Source organism: Bradyrhizobium sp. WBOS07 (assembly GCF_024585165.1).
Classification (GTDB): Bacteria; Pseudomonadota; Alphaproteobacteria; order Rhizobiales; family Xanthobacteraceae; genus Bradyrhizobium; species Bradyrhizobium japonicum_B.
In genome coordinates, this window is the sequence record NZ_CP029008.1 from 3,966,619 (window position 1) to 3,979,613 (window position 12,995).

The following is a 12,995-nucleotide window of genomic DNA, read 5'->3' on the forward strand; positions in this document are numbered from 1 at the left end:
CTTTGAACTGAGGCGGAAAAGTGTCTCGCATCGCTCGAGTGATCGCAGCCTTGTCCCTGCTGGGGACAGCAACGCTAGCACGGGCCGGGGCGGCCGAATTGCCTGTGAGCGAAGTCGCGCCGGGAATCTTCGTACACTCCGGGGCCATTGCCCTGATGAGCCGTGAGAACGAGGGCGACATTGCCAATGTCGGCTTCATCGTGGGCGATGATGGCGTGGCTGTCATCGACACCGGCGGCAGCGTGCGCGAAGGCGAGGCCCTGCTGGCGGCGGTGCGGGCCCGTACGCCCAAGCCGATCCGCTATGTCATCAACACCCACGGCCACCCCGACCACGTCTTCGGTAACGCGGCCTTCGCCACCACAGGCGCAAGCTTCGTCGGCCATGGCAAGCTGCCCCAGGCGCTCGCGACGCGCGGGCCTCACTATCTCGACAATTTTCGCCGCATCATGGGTAGCGAGCTGATCGATCCCGTGAGGATCATTGCTCCCACCCTCCTGGTTTCGGACACGATGACGCTCGATCTCGGGTCACGTCGCCTAACCTTGCGTGGCTGGCGGGCCGGACATAGCGACAACGACGTCACCGTGTACGACGAGACGACCAGGACCCTGTTTGCAGGCGACCTCGTCTTTCTCCGCCACATTCCGGTCATGGACGGCAGCATCCGCGGCTGGCTCGACACGTTGAAGGAGCTGGAGGCGATTCCGGCGCAGCGTGTCGTTCCCGGTCACGGCCCCGTGAGCGACTGGCCCGCCGCGCTGGCCGACGAACGGCGTTACCTGTCAACGCTGCTGTCCGACGTCCGCGCCTCGAACAAGAAAGGCGAGCCGATCCGGGCCGCCGCCGACAAGGCGGCTGCCGAGGAGCGACCGCGCTGGGAGCTGTTCGGCGATTACAACGCCCGGAACGCAACTGCAGCATTCTCGGAAATTGAATGGGAGTAGCCGGCGCGCTAACATAAGCAGATCGGCTTCGCTGACATCCGGGGACGAGATCGGCTTCGCTGTCTCAGAGGACCATGACCATGACGGGATGCACACGCCGCCTGCCCCTGATCGCCGCACTGCTCGGCATCGCCTTTGCCATGCCGGTGCAGGCCGAAGAAGCCTACGATCCCTGGCCGGGCCTGGTGCAGGACATCTTCAATGGCCGTCCGATGAATGACGGCAGCGCCGTCATCGGCATCGAGATGCCGTATCGCGCCGAGGACGCGGCGATCGTGCCGGTGACCCTGCGCAGCAAGCTGTCGCCCGCAGACAGCCGACGGATCCGTTCGATCACGCTCGTGATCGACCGTAACCCGGCGCCGATGGCGGCGAAGTTCGAGCTCGGCGCCGATGCCAATGTCACCGAGATCTCGACGCGCGTGCGTGTCAACAATTACACCGACGTCCACGCGGTGGCCGAGCTCAGCGACGGCCAGCTCTATGTCTCGAAGGTCTACGTAAAAGCCTCCGGGGGCTGCTCGGCGCCGGCGGGAAAGAATGTCGAGGAAGCCAACAGCCGGCTCGGCAAGATGCGCTACCGGCAGTTCGCGCGCGAGGAAGCGCCGGCGAGCCGCGTCCGCGAAGCGCAGATCATGATCGGCCATCCCAACAATTCCGGCCTGCAGATGGACCAGGTCACGCAGCTCTATATTCCCGCCTTCTTCATCAACCAGCTGAAGCTGACGCAGGACGACAGCCCCGTGCTGTCGATGGAAGGCGGCATCTCGATCTCGGAAGATCCCAATCTGCGCTTCACCTACGTCTCCAACGGCGCCAAGCGTTTCCGCGCGGAAGCCAGGGACACGGAGGGACACGTGTTCCGCAACGAGTGGGATGTCGAGAAGCCGGGGACTTAGTTCGTGACGCTTGCTCTGATTCCCTCTCCCCTTGTGGGAGAGGGTGGATCGCCGCGCAGCGGCGAGACGGGTGAGGGGTATCTCTCCACACATGAGCTCGCGGAGAGATACCCCTCATCCGACGCTTCGCGCCACCTTCTCCCACAAGGGGAGAAGGAAGAAATCTTCAGAAGCACCGCACTTCGGCTTCCGCCTGCGCCCGCCGCAGATCGTTCATTGCCGTGTTGGCCTGCTCCGATGTGCGGAACTGGACGCCGAGATTGCCTCGCACCTGCGACATGCTGAGCGCGGTCTCCGCGGTCACATAGCGCTCATAGGGGATGATTGAGGCCACCACGTCGATCGAGCAGGAACATTGCTCGATCGATTGCCGGCTCTCGCCATTGGCCTTCATGCAGCCATAGACGTACTCCGCGCGCGCCGACGTGGGATAATCATTGACGTCCTCGGCCTGCGCCACGCACGACGTCGCCGCCAGCACCGTCAATGCGGCGACAATCGGTCGTAGCTGTCCGGCCAGTTTCATGCGCATCCTCCCGCTGGTTGCGACCAAAGCTATGCTATGCGTATTGTCCTGAAAAGCACTCTGTCAGAGGAAACGGCTCACAAGGTGATGAGAGCACTTGGGCTGATAAGGGCACTTGGCCTGATAAGGGCACTTGGTCGACCGTTGGCGGTCGCGGCGACGCTGGCGCTGATGCTGGCCGCACCCGGCCGCGCCGCGGAGACCATCCGCCTTGCAGTGCAGAAAACCGGAACGTTCTCCTGGGAGCTGGCCGCGATCCGCGCCAGCGGGCTCGACAAGGAAGCGGGCCTCACGCTGGAGGTCACCGAGCTCGCGAGCACCGAGGCCGGCAAGATCGCAATGCGCGCAGGCAGCGCCGACATCATCCTGTCGGACTGGCTGTGGGTGTCGCGCGAGCGAGCGCTCGGTGCCAAGCTCACTTTCTATCCCTACTCCAGTGCGCTCGGCGCGGTGATGGTGCCGGCGTCATCGCCGATCAAGTCGCTTGCCGACTTGAAGGGCCGCAAGCTCGCTGTCGCGGGCGGAGCAATCGACAAGAGCTGGCTGCTGCTGCAGGCGCGCATGAAGCAGGACGGCATCGACCTGAAGTCTGAGGCGACCGTCGTCTATGGCGCCCCGCCCCTGCTCGCAGCCAAGGCGCTCGACGGCGAGATGGAGGCCAGCCTCAACTTCTGGAATTTCTGTGCCCAGCTCGAAGCCAAGGGTTTCAGGCGCCTCGCCGGCATCGAAGACATTCTACCGAAGCTGGGCGCCAAGGGCGCCGTCTCCGCGGTCGGTTACGTCTTCGACGAGAATTGGGCCGCGAGCCATCGCGACGCCGTGGCGCGCTTCATCGCCATGACCCGCAAGGCCAAGCAATTGCTGGTCAGCTCGGATGCGGCCTGGGACAAGATCGCGCCGCTGACCGGCACGAGCGATGTCACCCTGCTCAAGACCTATCGCGAGCGCTATCGCGACGGTATTCCACGCCGGAGCATCGCCGAGGAGGAACAGGACGCGCGCGTGCTGTATCGCGTGCTGGCCGAGGTCGGTGGCCGAGATCTCGTCGGCCCCGCGGCCGAGCTCGATCCCGGCACGTTCTACCACGCCGTGCCCGGAGACTGAGGTGCTGCGTCTTCTCTCCTTCGCCCTGCTCCTCGCGACCTGGTGGATTGCCGCGCTGTTCGTCGGCGGCGCGAAGCTGCCGTCCCCGCCGGCGGTGCTCGAGGTGATGATTGCGGAAGCCTCATCCGGCGCGCTGTTCCTGCATCTCGGCGCCACGCTGGCGCGCGTCGCGCTCGCCTTCGTGCTGGCGATGTCGCTCGGCAGCGCCATCGGCTACCTGATGGGACGGGTCAGGCTCGCCGACCGGCTCGGCGATCCCTGGCTGATCCTGCTGCTCAACCTGCCCGCACTGGTCGTGATCGTGCTGGCCTATATCTGGGCCGGCCTGACCGAGACCGCCGCGATCGCGGCGATCGCCATCAACAAGCTGCCGACCGCCGTCGTCACCTTGCGCGAGGGCACCCGCGCGCTCGACCGCTCGCTCGACGAGATGGCGAGCGTGTTCGCGATGCCGCGCTGGCGCGCATTCCGCCATGTCGTGCTGCCGCAACTTGCGCCCTATATCGCGGCCGCCGCCCGTTCCGGGCTGTCGCTGGTGTGGAAGATCGTGCTGGTCGCCGAGCTGCTCGGACGTCCGAACGGCGTCGGTTTCGAGATCGGCGTCGCCTTCCAGCTGTTCGACACGCCGCGGCTGCTGGCCTATTCGCTGACATTCGCCGCGGTCGTGCTCGTGATCGAAACCTTGCTGGTGCAGCCGTTCGAAGCCCGCACAACCCGGTGGCGGCCACGTGCGGCTTGAGGTCGACATCACGGGCAAGACGTTCACGAGTGCCGCGGGCGGGACCCACGAGGTGCTCGCGCCGCTCAAGTTCGCGCTTTGCCCCGGCGAGGTCGGCGTGCTCATCGGTCCGTCCGGCTGCGGCAAGAGCACGATGCTGCGCATCATCCTCGGGCTCGATGACGATTTCAGGGGCCATATCGCGCGGCCGCCGCAGGCGCGGATCGGAATGGTGTTCCAGGAGCCCCGGCTGCTGCCGTGGCGTTCGGTCGAGCAGAATGTGCGGCTGGCGGCCCCTGATGTGACCGAGGCGAAGCTGTCGGAGCTGTTCAGGATTCTGGAGCTGGAGGCGCATCGCAGCCACTTTCCCGGCGAGTTGTCGCTCGGCCTTGCCCGGCGCGTCGCACTCGCCCGCGCTTTCGCGGTCGAGCCCGACCTGCTGGTGCTCGACGAACCCCTCGCCTCGCTCGACGACGCCCTCGCCGGCCGGTTGCGCGACGAGATCGCAATGCTGGTGGCGCGGCGTCCGGTGATGACGCTGCTCGTGACCCATAGTCTCGACGATGCGATCCGGCTCGGCGACCGCCTGCTGGTCTTGTCGCCGCGCCCCGCGCATATCGTGCAGGAGGTGCCGATCGCCATTCCGCGCGCGATGCGCAGCGAAGCCGATCTCGGCCGCATCAGGGCCGAGCTTGCGGCCTTGCCGCTTGAATCGAAATGAGAACGCGGGTCAACTGGACCGACATATCGAGGGAGATTCACCCATGCGGCGCACGCTGATTGCGATCGGCCTCCTCCTGGTTGCGGTGCCGAACGCCGCACTGGCGCAGGCCAAGGGCAAGGGCATCAGGCTCTGGAACCTGACGACGGAGACGATCTCCGGATTCCAGCTCTCACCGGCCGGCAAGACCGATTGGGGTCCGAACCAGTGCCTGAACGACAAGGACAAGGAGGTCGACCACGACGAGCGGCTACGCATCGCCGGTGTCGAGCCCGGCCGCTACGATGCCAAGGTCGGCTATCCCAACGGACGTCAATGCGTGGTCCGCGACATCGAGATCAGGGCCGACGCAGTGTTCTCGATCGCCGACAAGGATTTGAAGGACTGCACCAAGTAGCGAGACGCCTCACGCCTTGTCGTTCGGGTGCGGGTATTCGCAGCGCCAGCGCACCGCCTGCCACTTCGGATGCTCACCGACCCATTGCGCGATATAGGGCGGCGCGGCCATCATGCATTGACGAGGCGACCCCGAATAGTTGAACAACAGATGCTGCTCCTCGCAGGTCGCAGGCGAGAGCACCGCACACACAGTCACCACCAGGTCAATCGCGTTCATGCCGGAATCCTCTCACGGGGCGATGGAGATTAGCACGAAAGGATACGTTCCGCGGAGGGGGAAGTTTCACTTTGCAGGGGAATGGGGCGGGAACCGCTTCTCGTCTCCCTGACATGAGGCAGAACGCCGAAGCTTCCGTCATCATGGCCGGGCTTGTCCCGGGCATCCACGCCTTGCCGCGCGGTACAAGGAACGTGGATGCCCGGGACACGACCGTCTTCGCTAGAAATTCACCCCGAACACCATCCGGGCCTGATGGCGCTCGAAATTGACGAGGTCGAGATTTCCGCCCGAGCCGGCCGGGCGTCCCCAGGCCTGCGTGCTCCAGCTCATGGTCAGGCGTGAGCGGTTGGACAATTGGAAATAAGCGGTCGGGCCGACGAACAGGGCCTGGCCCGAAAGCTCGCCAAGGCCGATGCCGTCATATTGCCGGAAGTAGCGCAGCTCCCCGCCGAGCAGCACATTGGGCCGCACACGCACCAGGCCAGCCAACGCCGCCCCGATCGTCGAGCTCTTCTCGGACACGCCCGCCACCTCGAAGCGCGCCCATTCCGGCTGATAGATCAGGTTGAGAGCGCCGATGGCGAAGTTGGGAACGAGCTCGCGGTCGAACGCCAGCGTGAATTCCGTGCCGTACATCCGCCCTTTCGCGCCGCTGGTCTCGTCGATCCGGTCGCCATGGAGCTCTCCGGCGATGGTGAGGCCGAACGGCGCACGCGCGCGGTCGAGCAGGCGGTAGCGCAGATCGAGCGAGGCGCCCTGGAAATTGAACTGGCGGCGGTCGTCGATATCGGGAACGCCGGTGATGTCATACAAGCTCGCGGTGCCGCCGACCTCGATGCGGACGTTCGGCAACGGCACGACCTCGATCTCGAATTCCTGCTCGAGGGCGCGATACGTACCGCCGCCCCTGCCGAAGCGCCCCGTGGTCTGGCTCTGGAATTCGCGCTCGCCGGGATTGCCGATATCGGTGCCGATCATGAAACCGAAGATGTGCTCGGTATCGAAGCCATCCTCGGCGCTGACGCATTCCGGCAGAAGCACGACCGCGCAGGCAGCAATCGTCCAGAAGCTGTTGGCTCTCGCGCGCATGTTCGACACTACCACGGCTTCGACGGCGTTTGCCATCGAAGCCGCGGCAGGTCGTCAGTCTTACTTGCGCGAAGCGCAGGCGTACATGTTGATTTCCATGCCGACCGGCACTTCCACGATCTTCGGAGCTTTCCAAGCCATTCGGGGTCTCCCAAGGTATTGAGCGCGACATCGCGCGGCGCAAAACCTAGGGCTGCGCCAGATGCAGTTCAAGCCTCGATTCGTCTGCCGAGCGCGTCTGTGTCGATTCTTCGCGGCTGCATTTCTCTCTCGGACAAAGCCAGTTCGCTCTTGGTCAAGCACGACCTGCGGAGGCGCCGGCTGTGCGACGCACCGCGCGTCGAATCGACACGAACGACACCGCGCCGTCAGCAGTCTTTGCCGGCCATTGCCGAGCCGCTCGGCTTGGCACCGTCGGCCCGCTGAGCCGCCGTCGGCTCGCTCTGCATTTGCCGCTGCGCATCTTCGGATGAGGCCGGCGTTTCGCCGCTTGCACGATTCATCGTGCTGGTCGGCGGGTGCTGGCTGGAATCGCCGGCTGAACCGGACGAGTGCGATTGCGCTGCGCCAACGGTGACCGGACCAGAGCCAGCATCCTTATTGGTGCTGGCACTGCCCGTGTTGCACGGTCCGGCGACGGCGAGGCCGGCGCTCAAGGTCAGGATCGCGCAGGCGGCAAGAACGGTACGTTTCGTGGTCATCTGCATCTCCTCTTCTCCCGCCGCGCGGCCCCGGCGCCGGGCGGGATATCGCGGAGAGAACAGACCGAGCTGCCTGATGTTCCCAGTGCCGGCTCGCAAAAGCCGCCTTCGTCACGTTGTTCCGATTGCCCGCTCAGCGCATCAATCGCAACAGCGCACGGCCGGCGCGCGAGTTCAGCTCTTTCGCATCCAGCGTTCCATCCTTGTCGGGATTGGCCGCATTGAAGCGCTGCTCGACCACGGACAGGTACTCGTCGAGCATCAGTGTCCCGTCGCGGTCGGGATCGGCAGCGGCGAGTTGTTTCGCAGTCAACCGTCCGCGCAATTCGCGGGCATCGAGCGTGCCGTCGCGATCCGGATCGAGCTTTGCGAACAATCCGGCCGCCACCTTCTTGACCTCCGCCAGATCGAGCGTGCCGTCGTTGTCGGTATCGAACAATTTGACCGCATTGCCGGAGGCCGACCACGCCGGACCGGACAACAATGCAAGCGAGAGCGCAAGTGCAACTGAGAGACGCGAAATCATCAAGACCTCCAGACCAAGAGCCCCGGTGCGGGACGGGCCAGCAACGAGATAAGTCCGCGAGCGGGTCCGGTTCAAGTCCTGAATTACAACTTGTGCGTGCTACAACTCACGGAAACCCTGCGGCTCAGCCAGACCGCCCTGGATCGGAGCCGCTTCGTGGCGCGGAATTTTCCCAGCGTCTCTGCACAAGTCCACCGGTTTTCATGAAGTGACCGGCGCGGGCGTCCAACGATATCGGCACCACACTTACGACTTTCGTATTGACGCGTTTTGCATTCGGGCGGAGATTTGTACTTGCAGCGTCAAAAGGCGCGCATATTGGGAGGAACGGATGAAACGCTTTGCGATGGCCGCGGGCCTCGTCATGCTTGCGTCGACGTGTGCAAGTGCACAGACCACCGAGCAGTTGGTCAAGGGCGCGACCGACACATCGAATGTTCTCAATTACGGGATGGGCTACCATCTTCAGCGCTTCTCGACGCTGAACCAGATCAACAAGGATACGGTCAAGAACCTCGTCCCGATCTGGAATTACAGCTTCAACGACGATCGTAGCGAGGAATCGCAGCCCATCGTCTATCAGGGCGTCATCTACGTGACCACGCACAACGCCACCATGGCGGTCGATGCCAAGAGCGGCAAGCAGATCTGGAAGAGCAAGATCGAATATCCGGCCGAGACGCCCCGCATCGTCTGCTGCGGCATCATCAACCGCGGCGTCGCGATTCACGAGGGCAAGCTGTTCCGTACCACGCTCGATGCCCACGTGGTCGCCATTGACGCCAAGAACGGCAAGGAGCTGTGGCGGCAGAAGGCGGCTGACATCAAGGAAGGCTATTCGATGACCATCGCCCCGCTGGTCGCCGAGGGTGTCGTCATCACGGGCGTCTCAGGCGCCGAGTTCGGCACGCGCGGCTTCATCGATGGATGGGACCCGGCGACCGGCAAGCACCTCTGGCGCACTCACTCGATTCCTTCGCCAGACGAGCCCGGCGGCGACACCTGGAAGGGCGACACCTGGAAGCTCGGCGGCGGCTCGACCTGGATTACGGGCTCATACGATCCCGAGTTGAAGACCGTCTATTGGGGCACCGGCAATCCCGGCCCGTTCAACGCGGCGGTACGGCCGGGCGACAATCTTTATACCTGCTCCGTGCTGGCGATGGATCCCAAGACCGGCAAGATCAAGTGGCACTACCAGTTCTCGCCGAACAATCCGTTCGACTACGACGCGGTCGCCGAGATGGTCCTCGCCGACATGAACGTCGAGGGCAAGCCGGCCAAGGTGCTGATGAATGCCAACCGCAACGGCTTCTTCTACGTGCTCGACCGCACCAACGGCAAGCTGCTCGCGGCCAATCCCTACGTGAAGGTGAACTGGGCGACCGGCGTCGACATGAAGACGGGCCGTCCGGTCGAAACCGACGTCGCCAAGGATGCGCGCGAGGGCAAGAAGGTGACGGTCTATCCGTCGATCCTCGGCGGCAAGAACTGGGAGCCGATGTCGTTCAATCCGCAGACCGGCCTTGCCTACGCCAACACGCTGAACTTCGGCGGCAAATACAAGGCCGAGCCCGTCACCTTCAAGCAGGGTGAATGGTATCTCGGCATGGACCTGAGCGATCCCTGGGAGTTCGGGGACGGACCGCGCGGTCACCTCAAGGCCATCGACCCCATGACCGGCAAGTCGAAATGGGAAGCGCCGAGCGACATTCCGCGCTTCTCGGGCGTGCTGTCGACCGCGGGCGGCGTCGTGTTCTCGGGCGCCCTGACCGGCGAGTTCGAGGCCTTCGACGCCGACACCGGCAAGAAGCTCTGGCAGTTCCAGACCGGGTCCGGCATCGAGGGACAGCCGGTCACCTGGCAGCAGGATGGCGTGCAATATGTCGCGGTGACCAGCGGCTACGGCGGCGTCTACTCGCTGTTCTCCGGTGACGAGCGGCTTGCCAAGGTGCCGCCCGGCGGCTCGCTGTGGGTCTTCGCGGTCAAGCAATAAACACAGGTACGATGCTGAGAGAAATGCTTCACAAGACGGTGGCGAGCCTCGCCACCGTCGCGGTGCTGACGGTCGCGCTTGCGGCGACCGTTCGTGCCGCGGACGACGCGAACGGCAATCCACTGCAGGCCCAAATCGACCACGGCAAGTCGACCTATGCCTCGAAATGCTCGCACTGCCACGGCCCCAACCTGATGAATTCCGGCACCATCACGCCGGACCTGCGCGCCATTCCCGACGACAAGACGCGCTTCGTCACCACGGTGAAGAACGGCAAGAACAACAAGATGCCGCCTTGGGGCGACATTCTCTCCGACGACGAGATCGGGAATCTCTGGGCGTTCGTGTCCAGCCGGAGAAAGCCATGAGGAGCCGGGCCGTTGCATGGAGCGTTGCTGCGCTGCTTTCGACGATGGCGTCGGCCGCGCCTGCGGCCGACGATCCCCTGAGGATCTGTCTCGACGAGGACCGACCGCCGCTCTCGCTGCATCGCCGCGGCCAGCCGGATGCCGGCTTCGACGTGCTGCTGGCGCAGGCGGTGGCCGAGCGGCTCGGACGGAAGCTGGCGATCCAGTGGTTCGAGAGCAAGCTGGACGAGGATTCGAGTCCCCAGCTCGAGGCCAATGCGCTGCTCTCGGATGGGCGCTGCTCGCTGGTCGGCGGCTACGCGCTGACCCGGGATTCGCTGGTTGCCCCCGGAATGAAGACGGCGCGCCTGCCGGGCTTCGCCGGGGCCACGCGCGACGACCGGCGGCGCCGCGTCGCCGTCGGCGTGCTCGCGCCGAGCCAGCCTTACGTGTATTCGCCGATGACGGTGGTGCTCGGGCCGAAGGCAAGCGGCCGCACGATCGGAGACATCGGCGATCTCGCCGGGCTTCGCCTGGTCGTCGAAAGCGGCTCGCTCGGCGACGCCATCCTGATGACCTTCGACAAGGGGCGGCTGATCGACAGCATCACCCATCTCGTCCCCGGCCGCGACGATCTCCTCGGCGCGCTGCAGCGCGGCGACCATGACGCGACGCTGATCGACCTTGCGCGCTTCGACGCCCACCGCGCCGCGCACCCCGATACGGCGCTCGCGGCGTCCGGCTATTACTATCCGATCGGCGCCAATCGCGGCTATGTCGGGCTTGCCAGCGATGGCGCGCTGATCGAGGCCGTCAACAAGGCGCTGAGCGCCCTCGCGGCCGAGGGCAGGATCGCCGAATTCGGCAGGCAGGCCGGCCTCACCTATCTACCACCGCGCGAGCCCGCCATTCTGGGCGACGTCTGGACCAAGATCATCCAGCGGTGAGTCTCTCGTGTCCCGGACGCGGTGCGGCACGCAGTGACGCTCCGCCGAGCCGGGACCCAGCAGGCCACGCAACTCGCTGCTGAATGGGCCCCGGCTCTGCAGCGCACCGCGGAAGTCGCGCTGCGCCGCGTCCGGGGCACGAATCTGCTCTGACGTCGCGAACGGGAAGTGTGGCGAATGCGCCAATCTGTCTCGCCTGACGCCCGTGGCAGCGTCAGCCCGGTGCAGTACCCTGCCCGGAACCGGGAGAGAATCATGTCCAAGAAAATCCATCGCCGCCACTTCATCGCCGCCGGAGCCGGCGCATTCGCGATGCCGTTCGTCTCGCGCGGCGCCGCGGCGCAGGCTGCATCACAAGGCCCTTGGCCGTCGCGGCAGATTCGCATGATCTGCAGCTATCCCGCCGGCGGGCAGACCGACCTGCTCGCGCGCGCCTACGGCGAATTCATCTCCAAGCAGGTCGGCAAGACCGTGGTCGTCGAGAACAAGCCCGGCGCTTCCGGTGCGATCGGCACGGCGGAGGTCGCCCGCGCCGAGCCCGACGGCCACACCATCCTGTGCTCGATCTCGACCACCTACATCATGAACCGGGTGGTGATGAAGAATCCCGGCTACGACATGGACAAGGATCTGACCCTCGTCAGCGTCATTCCGGGCGCCGGCCTGTTGCTGGTGGCCAACCCGAAGACCGGGGTCAAGACTCTGGAGGATTTCGTCGCCTTCGCGCGCAAGAGCGGCAAGGTGAATTTCGGCACCTACAGCGCGGGCTCGGCCCCGCACATGACGATCAACGAGCTCAACAAGCAGTACGGTCTCAACATCGAGCCGATCCATTACCGCGGCGAGGCCCCGATGTGGACCGGGATGCTCGAAGGCACGCTCGATGTCGCGATGGGAAGCTACACGGCGGCCCAGTCGGTCCTGCAAAGCGACCGCGGCACCGTGTTCGCGGTGCATTCGAAGAAGGTCGAGGCGATCCCGACCATCAAGACCCTTCCCGAGCAGGGCGCGACGTCGAAATTCTTCACCGTCAGCGGCTTCACCGGCTGGGCCGTGCCGAAGGCAACGCCAGCGCCGGTGGTCGACCGCCTCGCCGAGCTCTGCGTCGCCGCCAACAACGATCCAAAAGTGAAAGAGGTTCTCACCACCTTCGTGCTCGAGCCTGCCATCGGCTTCAAGGAGACCAATGCACTGTACCAGCGCGAGTTGCCGATCTGGATCGAGAGCGCAAAATCGCTCGGCCTCGAGCCGGCCTGATCAGAAGGTCAGGCGCCGGTCGGTCTTCGCGGCCCGGGGCTCGACCAAAGTCCAGTGCCGGACACGCATTCTGCCGCTATGATTGCGCGTCTTTGCGGACAACAAGGGCCGAGCGCATGACACCGGATGCAGTCGCCGTCGCCGTTTTGATCATCCTGCTGTTTCCGATGAGCTATTTCACGCTTGCCTCGCCCGCCTTCCTGCTGGTGAAGCTCGACATCCGGCCGGTCGGTTTGCTGCTGCGCGGAATGTTCAACGCCCATTTTCTGGTGATGCGCGTTGCGGGACTCATTGCGACGGTGGCTTTGCTGCTCGATGGTCGTCCGCTCGCCGCGATCGGCATCGGCCTGCTTGCAGCTGTCGCGATCGGCGGCCGCGGCTGGTTCTTGCAGCGGATGGACGAACAGCTCAGCGCCAGCGAAGCTGGCGATACCGGTGCCGCGGTGCGGCTGCGGAGGCTGCATTGGAGCGGAATGCTCTGCAACGCCGTGCTGCTTGCCGCTCTCCTGGCCAGCATTCCCTACATTTCCGCGTCGGCGTAAGCAAGATTTGGTCCATCGAGCGAATTGATCGCGGCAGAGGCTTCGGCAGCGTCTGA

Annotated in this window: 17 protein-coding genes; 11 read left to right on the forward strand and 6 right to left on the reverse strand. The window is 64.9% G+C overall.

The window, feature by feature from the left end:
• The first annotated feature begins 20 nt into the window (after positions 1-20).
• Complete coding sequence (locus tag DCM79_RS18975; protein ID WP_257175800.1) at positions 21-947, forward strand: quinoprotein relay system zinc metallohydrolase 2; 927 nt, start codon at positions 21-23, stop codon at positions 945-947.
• 80 nt (positions 948-1,027) lie between these two features.
• Positions 1,028-1,846 carry a quinoprotein dehydrogenase-associated SoxYZ-like carrier gene (locus tag DCM79_RS18980; protein ID WP_257175801.1) on the forward strand — a complete coding sequence of 273 codons (819 nt, stop codon included), beginning with the start codon at positions 1,028-1,030 and terminating at the stop codon, positions 1,844-1,846.
• A gap of 166 nt (positions 1,847-2,012) precedes the next feature.
• Here the strand turns inward: DCM79_RS18980 and DCM79_RS18985 are convergent, their stop codons facing one another.
• The gene (locus tag DCM79_RS18985) at positions 2,013-2,372 is read right to left on the reverse strand and encodes a hypothetical protein (RefSeq protein WP_257175802.1); all 360 of its coding nucleotides are present in this window, start codon (positions 2,370-2,372) and stop codon (positions 2,013-2,015) included.
• 171 nt (positions 2,373-2,543) lie between these two features.
• Here DCM79_RS18985 and DCM79_RS18990 point away from each other — a divergent pair, with 171 nt between their 5' ends.
• From DCM79_RS18990 to DCM79_RS19005, 4 genes are read left to right on the forward strand one after another with little or no spacing between them, the layout of a single operon-like run.
• Positions 2,544-3,476 carry an ABC transporter substrate-binding protein gene (locus tag DCM79_RS18990; protein WP_257180791.1) on the forward strand — a complete coding sequence of 311 codons (933 nt, stop codon included), beginning with the start codon at positions 2,544-2,546 and terminating at the stop codon, positions 3,474-3,476.
• A 1-nt stretch (position 3,477) separates the two neighbouring features.
• Positions 3,478-4,215: an ABC transporter permease gene (locus tag DCM79_RS18995; protein WP_257175803.1), complete on the forward strand. Its 738-nt coding sequence runs from the start codon at positions 3,478-3,480 to the stop codon at positions 4,213-4,215.
• Positions 4,205-4,915: an ABC transporter ATP-binding protein gene (locus DCM79_RS19000; RefSeq protein ID WP_028137789.1), complete on the forward strand. Its 711-nt coding sequence runs from the start codon at positions 4,205-4,207 to the stop codon at positions 4,913-4,915. Before DCM79_RS18995 ends, DCM79_RS19000 begins: the two co-directional genes overlap by 11 nt.
• Before the next feature lie 43 nt (positions 4,916-4,958).
• On the forward strand, positions 4,959-5,312 hold the full coding sequence (locus DCM79_RS19005; RefSeq protein WP_257175804.1) for a hypothetical protein: 354 nt from the start codon (positions 4,959-4,961) through the stop codon (positions 5,310-5,312).
• Between the two features lie 9 nt (positions 5,313-5,321).
• Here the strand turns inward: DCM79_RS19005 and DCM79_RS19010 are convergent, their stop codons facing one another.
• From DCM79_RS19010 to DCM79_RS19030, 5 genes are all read right to left on the reverse strand, one after another.
• Positions 5,322-5,531 carry a hypothetical protein gene (locus DCM79_RS19010; RefSeq protein WP_028137791.1) on the reverse strand — a complete coding sequence of 70 codons (210 nt, stop codon included), beginning with the start codon at positions 5,529-5,531 and terminating at the stop codon, positions 5,322-5,324.
• 222 nt (positions 5,532-5,753) lie between these two features.
• Entirely contained in the window at positions 5,754-6,659 is a 906-nt protein-coding gene (locus tag DCM79_RS19015) for a hypothetical protein (RefSeq protein WP_257175805.1), read from the reverse strand.
• A gap of 24 nt (positions 6,660-6,683) precedes the next feature.
• Positions 6,684-6,764, reverse strand: a complete 81-nt coding sequence (pqqA, locus tag DCM79_RS19020) for a pyrroloquinoline quinone precursor peptide PqqA (protein ID WP_008562446.1) — start codon at positions 6,762-6,764, stop codon at positions 6,684-6,686.
• A gap of 227 nt (positions 6,765-6,991) precedes the next feature.
• Complete coding sequence (locus DCM79_RS19025) at positions 6,992-7,330, reverse strand: hypothetical protein (RefSeq protein ID WP_028137793.1); 339 nt, start codon at positions 7,328-7,330, stop codon at positions 6,992-6,994.
• A 127-nt stretch (positions 7,331-7,457) separates the two neighbouring features.
• A complete protein-coding gene (locus DCM79_RS19030) occupies positions 7,458-7,850 on the reverse strand; it encodes an EF-hand domain-containing protein (RefSeq protein WP_257175806.1) in 393 nt (130 codons plus the stop codon).
• 331 nt (positions 7,851-8,181) lie between these two features.
• Between DCM79_RS19030 and DCM79_RS19035 the strand changes: the two genes are divergently transcribed.
• The 5 genes from DCM79_RS19035 (at position 8,182) to DCM79_RS19055 (ending at position 12,939) form a co-directional block, all read left to right on the forward strand.
• Positions 8,182-9,846 (forward strand): methanol/ethanol family PQQ-dependent dehydrogenase, encoded by a 1,665-nt coding sequence (locus DCM79_RS19035; RefSeq protein WP_028137795.1) that lies wholly within the window; start codon positions 8,182-8,184, stop codon positions 9,844-9,846.
• An 11-nt stretch (positions 9,847-9,857) separates the two neighbouring features.
• Positions 9,858-10,214 carry a cytochrome c gene (locus tag DCM79_RS19040; RefSeq protein WP_028137796.1) on the forward strand — a complete coding sequence of 119 codons (357 nt, stop codon included), beginning with the start codon at positions 9,858-9,860 and terminating at the stop codon, positions 10,212-10,214.
• Positions 10,211-11,140 carry an ABC transporter substrate-binding protein gene (locus DCM79_RS19045; RefSeq protein ID WP_257175807.1) on the forward strand — a complete coding sequence of 310 codons (930 nt, stop codon included), beginning with the start codon at positions 10,211-10,213 and terminating at the stop codon, positions 11,138-11,140. Before DCM79_RS19040 ends, DCM79_RS19045 begins: the two co-directional genes overlap by 4 nt.
• A gap of 255 nt (positions 11,141-11,395) precedes the next feature.
• Positions 11,396-12,397, forward strand: coding sequence for a tripartite tricarboxylate transporter substrate binding protein (locus tag DCM79_RS19050; RefSeq protein ID WP_257175808.1), 1,002 nt, complete (start codon positions 11,396-11,398; stop codon positions 12,395-12,397).
• A 116-nt stretch (positions 12,398-12,513) separates the two neighbouring features.
• On the forward strand, positions 12,514-12,939 hold the full coding sequence (locus DCM79_RS19055; protein ID WP_257175809.1) for a hypothetical protein: 426 nt from the start codon (positions 12,514-12,516) through the stop codon (positions 12,937-12,939).
• Positions 12,940-12,995 lie beyond the last annotated feature (56 nt).

What these genes read in the sequence shown, in the direction of transcription:
- DCM79_RS19010 (WP_028137791.1), bottom strand. Translation starts at nt 5,531, where the DNA reads ATGAACGCGATTGACCTGGTGGTGACTGTGTGTGCGGTGCTCTCGCCT.
- DCM79_RS19040 (WP_028137796.1), top strand. Translation starts at nt 9,858, where the DNA reads ATGCTGAGAGAAATGCTTCACAAGACGGTGGCGAGCCTCGCCACCGTC.
- DCM79_RS19030 (WP_257175806.1), bottom strand. Translation starts at nt 7,850, where the DNA reads ATGATTTCGCGTCTCTCAGTTGCACTTGCGCTCTCGCTTGCATTGTTG.
- DCM79_RS18985 (WP_257175802.1), bottom strand. Translation starts at nt 2,372, where the DNA reads ATGAAACTGGCCGGACAGCTACGACCGATTGTCGCCGCATTGACGGTG.
- DCM79_RS18980 (WP_257175801.1), top strand. Translation starts at nt 1,028, where the DNA reads ATGACGGGATGCACACGCCGCCTGCCCCTGATCGCCGCACTGCTCGGC.
- pqqA (WP_008562446.1), bottom strand. Translation starts at nt 6,764, where the DNA reads ATGGCTTGGAAAGCTCCGAAGATCGTGGAAGTGCCGGTCGGCATGGAA.
- DCM79_RS18990 (WP_257180791.1), top strand. Translation starts at nt 2,544, where the DNA reads ATGCTGGCCGCACCCGGCCGCGCCGCGGAGACCATCCGCCTTGCAGTG.
- DCM79_RS19045 (WP_257175807.1), top strand. Translation starts at nt 10,211, where the DNA reads ATGAGGAGCCGGGCCGTTGCATGGAGCGTTGCTGCGCTGCTTTCGACG.
- DCM79_RS19015 (WP_257175805.1), bottom strand. Translation starts at nt 6,659, where the DNA reads ATGGCAAACGCCGTCGAAGCCGTGGTAGTGTCGAACATGCGCGCGAGA.
- DCM79_RS19025 (WP_028137793.1), bottom strand. Translation starts at nt 7,330, where the DNA reads ATGCAGATGACCACGAAACGTACCGTTCTTGCCGCCTGCGCGATCCTG.
- DCM79_RS19055 (WP_257175809.1), top strand. Translation starts at nt 12,514, where the DNA reads ATGACACCGGATGCAGTCGCCGTCGCCGTTTTGATCATCCTGCTGTTT.
- DCM79_RS19035 (WP_028137795.1), top strand. Translation starts at nt 8,182, where the DNA reads ATGAAACGCTTTGCGATGGCCGCGGGCCTCGTCATGCTTGCGTCGACG.
- DCM79_RS19050 (WP_257175808.1), top strand. Translation starts at nt 11,396, where the DNA reads ATGTCCAAGAAAATCCATCGCCGCCACTTCATCGCCGCCGGAGCCGGC.
- DCM79_RS19005 (WP_257175804.1), top strand. Translation starts at nt 4,959, where the DNA reads ATGCGGCGCACGCTGATTGCGATCGGCCTCCTCCTGGTTGCGGTGCCG.